Here is a 7,897-nt window from a genome sequence, read left to right as displayed (position 1 = left end):
TCGCCGTACTTCGTGTAGTAGCCGGTCATCGCCTCCGCGCGGTCCTCAATTCCCTCGTCGCCAACGCGGAGAACCGGGTCGTGCTCGGGACGGGGAACCGCGCGGGTCCGGACGTACACGTTCCCGGCCGCCGTCTGATCGGCCGCGGCCTCCGGGAATGCGTCGAAGAAGGACTCCGCGATCGGCTGGATCTCGACCACGTCGTACTCGATCCCGAGCTCGTGGGCGACGCGCTCGGCGTCGGTCATCACGTCCGGGTCGTTCACCGCCGAGGGCATCGTGATCCCGTGGAGCCCGTCCTCGCCGAGGGCCTCGACGGCGAGGTAGGCGGTCAGCGTCGAATCGACTCCGCCCGAGAGGCCGAGGACGGCGCCCTCCGCGCCCGCGTCGTCGACGACGTCCCCGATGAACGCGACGACGCGCTCGCGGGTCGCCTCCAGCTCCGACTCCGAGAGACGGAGGTCGAGCGGCGGGTCGTCCGACAGCAACACCGACTGCTTCGAGGTCTGACTCATGGTAATAGACAGGGGCCGAGACGACTAATATCCCCGCTTCTCGCCCGTGAACTGGACGTTCGTCGGGTTTCGTCGCCTTCGCTCCGGGGCCGCACGCTCCCTCGTCGTCGTCGAAATTCGGTCTCCCCCTACAGCAGTCCCTCCCGCTCGGCGAGCAGCAGCCCCTCCAGCGTCGCGTCGTTCGTCGGCGGGTCGCGTGCGACCTCCAGCGCCTCCTCGATCGGGACCGCGCGCGGCGCGAGGAACTCGTTGCTGTCGTGGTCGACGTCGACCGGCTCCAGCCCCTCGGCGAACACGTACCCGCGCGTGTGCCGGAGCACGCCCGTCGAGCACCACACCTCCTGTAACAGCGACGTCGACGAGGGCGCGAAGCCGGTCTCCTCGGCGAGCTCGCGCGCCCCGGCCGCGGTGTACGACTCGCCGCGCTCGACGATCCCGGCGGGCAGCTCCAGCTGGGTGTTCCGCACGGTCGGGCGGTACTGCTCGACGAACAGCACGTCGCCGTCGGCGACCGCGATCACGACCGTCGCCGGCGACAGCTCCGCCCAGTAGTACTTCTTCTCCGAGCCGTCCGGCTGCTCGACGCGGTCGTACCCCCCGACGAACCAGCCGGGGTCGTACTCGACGGCGACCTCCCGTACCGGCCACTCCGGCTCGCCCGGCAGCGAGTGGTTGCGACCGTCGGAAAAGGCCGGGAGGTCGCGGAGGTCGGCGGCGGGCGCGTCGTCGCGGCCCGAGTCGTTGCGGCGGGGCGCGTCGCCCTCGTCGCTCGCGCGCTCACCGTCGTCGCTCACGGGCGAACCACCTCCACGCGATAAACCGTCCCCTCGTACCGCACGCGGACCGCGTCGCCGGTCGCGGCCTCTGGGGTCTGTCGCGCGAGCGCGTCCACCTCGTCGAACGGCGTGTGGGTGAACCACTTCTTGATCCCGTACGCGTCGGCCCGGTACGGGTCGGAGCGACCGTCGTCGCTCGCGAGCGCGCTCGTCAGGAACGGCCACCGGCGCTCCGAGACGTTGTTCGCGTCCACGGCCGGCCCGTCGGTCTCGATCGGCTCGGCGGTCAGGTAGTAGGGATCGCCGCTGCCGAGGTAGCTCGGCAGGGCCCCCAACGCGAGCAGGGCGACGATGACCAGCGCAATGGCGACGAGGAGGTTCCGGGTGACCCGGCGCATGGTCGACGTTGGCGCCGGCCGGGAATACCGGTTTCGACCGCGGCGGCGCGGTCCCGTTTCCCCGCCGCTCCCGTCGCGGTCCCGCCTTCCCGTTGCGGTCCCGTCTCCCCTGCCGCTCGCCGTGGTCGAACCCTGCCCGCGCCGACGCGCTTTACTCGCCGGCGCCCCTCACCTCTTTCATGGAGTTCCGGTTCGAGCTGGCCCTGTGCGCCGCGCTCGAATCGACGGACCGGGTCGTCGCCCGCCAGCTCGGCGCGGGGGTCACGAACCCCGGCGGCCGGATCGTCGACGTCTGCGTGCTGGAACCCGGACCGGAGTTCGATCGGCGGGCGGCGATCGCGCCCGAGCGGATCCCGGACCCCGCGATCGAGGCGGCGGTCGGGCCCGGGGAGGCGGTCCCCGTGACCGAGGCGTTCGACCTCCCGCCGGACCGGGCGGCGGCGGTCGTCGAACGCGCGGCCGAGGTCGGCTACCTCGAACGCGAGCGCCGCGACGGGCGCCCGGTCGTGCGCGCGACCGCCAGATACCCCGACGACTGGATCGGCTCCCTGACCGCGATCGAGAACAAGCCCGACCTCGGGACGCCGGGCGATCTGGCGGCCCAACTGCGGTACGACGTCGCGCTCGGCCTGTTCGACGAGGCGATTCTCGCCACCGCCTCGTACGTCACCCGCGCGCACTTGAACCGGATCCCCGACCCGGTCGGCGTCTGGCGGTTCGACCCGGAGACGGGCGAGCGCGAGGTGGTCCGCGAGCCGTCCCCCCTCGACCCCGATGCGCCCGGCGTCGAGATCCGCGACGAGCGGTCGCTCCGGACCGACGTGGCGCTCGCCGGCCCGGACGCGTTGGCCCGCAAGCGGCGCCGGATCGCGGAGCGCGCGTACGGAAAGGGGTGGCGTCCGGCGCCCCCGGGATGCGCGCACGCGACGGGGACCGCCGACGGCCGCCCGTACTGCGAGCGGTTCGACCGAGTGGTGGACCCGGGTCGCGACTGCGGCGCGGGCTGTGACGCGTACGACCCCGCCGACCCGCCGGCGGTCGACCGCGACGGGCTCCGCGACGAACGGACCGCGTGGGCGGCCGACCCCGGGGGCGACGGGCCGCGCAGACAGTCGGGGCTCTCGCGGTTCCTGTAGCCGTCGCGGACGATCGTTGTGGGAATCCTTATACCCCGAGCGACGGACTCACACGTATGGACGACATCGAAGACGTGTTCGTCGCGCGGTTGATGACGAGCGAGCTCCACACGGTAACGCCGGACACGCTGGTCGAGGACGCGGCCGCCGTGCTGCTCGACAACGACATCAGCTCGGCGCTGGTCGTCGACGACGACGGCGCCCTAGTCGGCATCCTCACCACGACCGACTTCGTCGACATCGTCGCGAAGAGCCAGCCGAAGGCGGAGACGACCGTCGAGCGGTACATGACGCGCGATCCCATCACGGCGAGCGCGCAGGACTCCGTCTCCGCGATCGCCGCGGTCATGGTCGAGCACGGGTTCCACCACGTGCCCGTCGTCGACGGCGACACGCCCATCGGGATCATCACGACCTCCGACTTCGCCGCGTACGTCTCCTCGCCGGAGACGGCGTCTCCGTAGGCCGCTTCCCCTCCGCACGGTCGTCCCGCCCCGTCGGGCTCACCGCCGCCGCTCCCCGCGTCCGCGACGCCGACAAGTGACGCCCCTTTCTGTGGGGTATTACCGGGGCCTCCCGTATCCGCGTCCATGCCCGACCACCTGCATCTCAACCTCTTTACCATGGCCTCCGTCGAGCACGTCTCGCCGGGGTCGTGGACCTTCCCCGGCGACCGGTCGCCGGAGTACGCGGACCGGGAGTACTGGACCGAGGTCGCCCGGACCGCCGAGCGCGGCGGGTTCGACGCGGTGTTCTTCGCGGACGTGCGCGGGATCTACGACGTGTACGGCGACGACCGGCACACGGCCGTCGAGAAGGGGGTCCAGACGCCCGCGAGCGACCCGCAGCTCGTCGTCCCCGCGATGGCGGAGGTCACCGACGACCTCGGGTTCGCCGTGACGCGGTCGACGACGTACACCCATCCCTACCAGCTCGCGCGGGAGTTCTCCACGCTCGATCACCTCACCGACGGGCGGATCGCGATCAACGTCGTCACCTCCTACCTCCAGTCGGCCGCCGAAAACCTCGGGCTCTCGGAGCGGATGGACAAGCAGACGCGTTACGACCGCGCCGACGAGTTCCTCGACGTCTGCTACAAGCTGTGGGAGGAGTCGTGGGACGACGACGCGGTCGAGGTCGACCGCGAGGCCGGGCGCTACACCGACCCCGAGAAGGTGTCTGCGATCGCCCACGAGGGGGAGCACTTTTCCGTGCCCGGCCCCCACGGCTGCGAGCCCTCGCCGCAGCGGACCCCGGTCGTGTATCAGGCCGGCTCCTCCGACCGTGGCCGGGAGTTCGCGGCCGCGAACGCCGAGGCCGTCTTCGCCAGCCAGCCGACCGAGGAGGGCGTTCGCGAGTACATGGCCGACGTGAAATCGCGCGCGGCCGACCACGGCCGCGACCCCGAGAGCCTGAAGTTCTTCATCGGCGTCGTCCCCGTCGTCGGCGAGACGCAGGCGATAGCGGAGGCGAAGCACGAGGAGTACACGCGCCACGTCGACGTCGAGGCGACGCTCGCGCTCCTCTCCGGCTTCCTCGACATGGACCTTTCGGAGCTCGACCCCGACCAGAAGGTCGAGCACATCGAGACGGACGCGATACAGGGGACGATGAACGCGTTCACGAAGGCGCAGCCGGACCGCGAGTGGACGGTCCGCGAGGTCGCGGAGTTCTGCGGGCTCGGCACCACTTCACCGACGATCGTCGGTACCCCCGAGGTGGTCGCCGACGAGTTGGCGTACTGGCACGAGGAGGTCGGCGTCCACGGATTCAACGTGAAGGAGGTCGTCCGCCCCGACTCGCTGACGGACTTCGTTGACCTCGTCGTCCCGGAGCTCCGCGAGCGCGGACTCGTTCCGGACCCGGACGACGCCGGCGACGCTCCCCGCGGCGACGGCACCCTCCGCGAGCGGCTGCTCGGCGAGGGGCAGTCCCGGCTCCGCGACGACCATCCGGCGAGGCGGTAGGTCGCTCGCGTCGGCCGATTCTCCTGTCGACTTCACTGGATCCGAATCCGATAGCCCTGCCGCCCCCGCTACCCTTAAGTGCGTTCCACTGCTTATCTCGGTTGACGCTTCGCTTGGAGGGCCGAAGCGTCAGCGGGGACCTACTGAACGGCACGCCTGTGCCACCTTTTCCCGGCACGGGCGTGCCGTTCGTCCTTTCGTATCGATGAGCGACGGCCTCATGTCGGCGAGCGAAGACCGTCTTCCGCGGCCGCGCCCCCGGCGCGTGCGAGCGTCGCCGACTCCGCGCCCGTTTTTCAGCGGTCCTCCCCTGATATTCTCAGCGGTCCTCCCCCGACGCTCTCAGAGATTTTCCCCCTGATACGACCCCTCGTACGCTCCGTCGTGATCGGCGGCGGCGAGAACCAACTGGGCGATCCGCGCGCCGGGCTCGATCTCAAGAGCGTGGCCCACGTCGAGGCGGCCCTCGCCGACGCCCTCGTAGCCGGCGTCCCAGACGGCAGTGTCGAGGGTACAGGAGTTCCGTAGCAGCGTCGACCGCGGGAGCACGAACCCGACCCGCTCGCTCGGTATCCGCACCGGCTCCCCGTACCGGACCACGTACGTTCCCGGCTCCAGCCGGTAGACGCCGTCTTCGAGCGGTACCGGCTCACGCTCGCCGACGCGTTTCCCGTCGCGGCCGATCCGTCCGGGCGCCGTCTGCTCGAAGACCTCTCCGACCGTGAGGTCGACGCCGTTCGGCTGTCGCTGCGCGTCGTCGAGGTCGGCGTCGCCGGCTTCCAGCGCCGCCGCGACCGTTGCTCCCGAGTCGAACATGCCCGACCGAATCCGCGGGCGAGACTAAACGGTGTCGCACCCGGTCGCGACGCGCACCGGCCCGGCCGACGCCGCCGTGAGATCCGGATAATCCGGCCGCCAACGGCCTTTATGAGCCTTATACACTCGTTACGGATACCGCTCTCACGGGGAACGATATCCCGCCGATCTCCCGCCAAGAATTGCCGGTCAGACGGATCCTACACGGTCGATCTTTCGGGAAACTCGCGGGTTTTATATCCACGGGAGAGCGACGTGCGGATGATATGGGACAAACGATTACGGAGAAGATCCTCGGTGACCACCTCGTCGAGGGCGAGCTGACGCCCGGCGAGGAGATCGGCATCGAGATCGACCAAGTGCTGACGCAGGACACGACGGGGACGATGGTGTGGCTCCAGTTCGAGGCGCTGGAGATGAACGAGATCCAGACGGAGCTCGCCGCGCAGTACTGCGACCACCAGACGTACCAGTTCGACTTCAAGAACACCGACGACCACCGGTTCCTCCGCTCCGCGGCCGGCACGTACGGGGCCTACTTCTCGCGGCCCGGCAACGGCATCTGCCACCAGGTCCACAAGGAGAACTTCGCGGCGCCCGGCAAGACGCTGCTCGGCTCCGACTCGCACACGCCGACCCCCGGCGGGCTCGGCCAGCTCGCGATCGGCGCCGGCGGGCTCGACATCGCCGTCGCGATGGGCGGCGGCCCCTACTACGTCGAGATGCCCGAGGTCGTCAACGTCCACCTCGAGGGCGAGCTCCCCGAGTGGGCGACCGCGAAGGACATCGCGCTCCACCTCCTCGGCGATCTGACGGTCAAGGGCGGCGTCGGCAAGATCTTCGAGTACACCGGCCCTGGCGCCGAGAACCTCTCGATCCCCGAGCGGACCACGATCACCAACCTCGGCACCGAGCTCGGCGCCACCTCCTCCATTTTCGCGACCGACGAGAAGACGAAAGACTGGCTCTCCCGTCAGGACCGCGAAGAGGAGTACGTCGACCTCCAGCCCGACGACGACGCGGAGTACGCGGAGACGATCGAGGTCGACCTCTCCGACCTCGAACCGCTCGTCGCCGCCCCGTCGATGCCCGACAACGTCGCCCCCGTCAGCGAGTACGAGGGCACCGACGTCGAGCAGGTCATCATCGGCTCCTGTACCAACGGCGCCTACGAGGACATCCTCCCCAGCGCGAAGATGCTGGAGGGACGCGAGGTGTCCAAGAGCACCGAGATGATCGTCGCGCCCGGCTCCAAGCAGGCGTCCGAGATGCTGGCCCGCGAGGGCTGGACCGCGGAGATGATGGCGGCCGGCGTCAACTTCTCCGAGGCGACCTGCGGCGCGTGTATCGGCATCGGTCACGTGCCCGCCTCCGACTCCGTCTCGCTGCGCACCTTCAACCGCAACTTCGAGGGCCGCTCGGGCATCGAGGACGACTCCGTCTTCCTCTGCTCGCCCGAGGTCGCCACCGCGGCGGCCATCACCGGCGAGATCGTCGACCCGCGCGACCTCGCGGACGACCTCGGCGACCTCGAGGAGCCCGGCCTGGAAATGGGGACGAAGTACGGCCCCGGCATGGGTGAGTCCGACTCCGACATCATCTCGCCCGACGAGGCGATCGACGACGGTCTCGTCAAGGGCCCGAACATCGGCGACGTGCCGCTCAAGGACGGGATCGACGTGGACGGCGGTGAGGCGCTCCTCAAGATGGAGGACAACATCACCACCGACCACATCATCCCGGCGACGGCGGACATCCTGAAGTTCCGCTCGAACATCGAGAAGCTCTCCGAGTTCACGCTCTCGCGCGTCGACGACACGTTCGCGCAGCGCGCGCTCGACGCCGACGGGGGCGTCCTCGTCGCCGGCGAGAACTACGGGCAGGGCTCTTCCCGCGAGCACGCCGCCCTCTGTCCGATGTACCTCGGCATCGAGGCGGTCTTCGCGCAGAGCTTCGCCCGTATCCACAAGGCGAACCTGTTCAACTTCGGCATCGTCCCGCTGGCGATCGACGCGGAGACGTACGAGGAGATCGAGCAGGGCGACGACCTCGAGATCGTCGACGACGTGCCCGCGGGCGTCTCCTCCGGGCAGGAGGAGTTCACCGTGAGCGTCAACGGCGAGTGGGAGTTCACCGCCGACCTCGACGCCTCCGAGCGCGAGCGCGACATCCTCGCCGCCGGCGGCAAGCTCTCGTGGGTCAAACAGCAGCACGTCGACGACGGCTCCGGCGCGGCGCCGGCCGACGACTGAGGCGACCGCCGACGCCGATCGTCCCAGCTTACTCCGT

The 7,897-nt window shown here is 70.0% G+C and carries 8 protein-coding genes; 4 read left to right on the top strand and 4 right to left on the bottom strand.

From position 1 onward, the window contains the following. The 3 genes from nadE to DJ74_RS09865 all read right to left on the bottom strand — a co-directional run. A partial coding sequence (gene nadE, locus DJ74_RS09875) for an NAD(+) synthase (protein ID WP_094527138.1) occupies positions 1-515 on the bottom strand: 515 nt, incomplete at its 3' end. A gap of 128 nt (positions 516-643) precedes the next feature. Beyond that, a complete protein-coding gene (locus DJ74_RS09870) occupies positions 644-1,309 on the bottom strand; it encodes an NUDIX hydrolase (protein ID WP_394338310.1) in 666 nt (221 codons plus the stop codon). Beyond that, a complete protein-coding gene (locus tag DJ74_RS09865; protein ID WP_094522297.1) occupies positions 1,306-1,689 on the bottom strand; it encodes a hypothetical protein in 384 nt (127 codons plus the stop codon). The genes DJ74_RS09870 and DJ74_RS09865 overlap by 4 nt, the downstream gene beginning before the upstream one ends. Positions 1,690-1,868: 179 nt before the next feature. Between DJ74_RS09865 and DJ74_RS09860 the strand changes: the two genes are divergently transcribed. The 3 genes from DJ74_RS09860 to DJ74_RS09850 all read left to right on the top strand — a co-directional run bounded on the left by DJ74_RS09860 (position 1,869) and on the right by DJ74_RS09850 (position 4,792). Next, a complete protein-coding gene (locus tag DJ74_RS09860; RefSeq protein WP_094527137.1) occupies positions 1,869-2,825 on the top strand; it encodes a DUF5787 family protein in 957 nt (318 codons plus the stop codon). A gap of 56 nt (positions 2,826-2,881) precedes the next feature. Further along, complete coding sequence (locus DJ74_RS09855; RefSeq protein WP_094522295.1) at positions 2,882-3,289, top strand: cyclic nucleotide-binding/CBS domain-containing protein; 408 nt, start codon at positions 2,882-2,884, stop codon at positions 3,287-3,289. A gap of 126 nt (positions 3,290-3,415) precedes the next feature. Further along, complete coding sequence (locus DJ74_RS09850) at positions 3,416-4,792, top strand: LLM class flavin-dependent oxidoreductase (protein WP_094527136.1); 1,377 nt, start codon at positions 3,416-3,418, stop codon at positions 4,790-4,792. 342 nt (positions 4,793-5,134) lie between these two features. Here DJ74_RS09850 and DJ74_RS09845 read toward each other — a convergent pair whose 3' ends face one another. Next, positions 5,135-5,608: a deoxyuridine 5'-triphosphate nucleotidohydrolase gene (locus DJ74_RS09845; RefSeq protein ID WP_094522293.1), complete on the bottom strand. Its 474-nt coding sequence runs from the start codon at positions 5,606-5,608 to the stop codon at positions 5,135-5,137. Positions 5,609-5,874: 266 nt separating this feature from the next. On the opposite strand from DJ74_RS09845, the gene DJ74_RS09840 reads away from it, so the two are divergent. Continuing rightward, positions 5,875-7,860: an aconitate hydratase gene (locus DJ74_RS09840; RefSeq protein ID WP_094527135.1), complete on the top strand. Its 1,986-nt coding sequence runs from the start codon at positions 5,875-5,877 to the stop codon at positions 7,858-7,860. The last annotated feature ends 37 nt before the right edge of the window (positions 7,861-7,897 follow it).

This window comes from Halorubrum sp. Ea8 (genome assembly GCF_002252925.1).
GTDB lineage: Archaea > Halobacteriota > Halobacteria > Halobacteriales > Haloferacaceae > Halorubrum.
Note: the sequence above shows the minus strand (reverse complement) of the source record. Positions and strands in the feature narration are given on the sequence as shown.

Excerpts from the sequence above, each read along its gene's own strand:
- DJ74_RS09850 (WP_094527136.1), top strand. The coding sequence starts at position 3,416 with ATGCCCGACCACCTGCATCTCAACCTCTTTACCATGGCCTCCGTCGAG.
- DJ74_RS09865 (WP_094522297.1), bottom strand. The coding sequence starts at position 1,689 with ATGCGCCGGGTCACCCGGAACCTCCTCGTCGCCATTGCGCTGGTCATC.
- DJ74_RS09860 (WP_094527137.1), top strand. The coding sequence starts at position 1,869 with ATGGAGTTCCGGTTCGAGCTGGCCCTGTGCGCCGCGCTCGAATCGACG.
- DJ74_RS09845 (WP_094522293.1), bottom strand. The coding sequence starts at position 5,608 with ATGTTCGACTCGGGAGCAACGGTCGCGGCGGCGCTGGAAGCCGGCGAC.
- DJ74_RS09840 (WP_094527135.1), top strand. The coding sequence starts at position 5,875 with ATGGGACAAACGATTACGGAGAAGATCCTCGGTGACCACCTCGTCGAG.
- DJ74_RS09855 (WP_094522295.1), top strand. The coding sequence starts at position 2,882 with ATGGACGACATCGAAGACGTGTTCGTCGCGCGGTTGATGACGAGCGAG.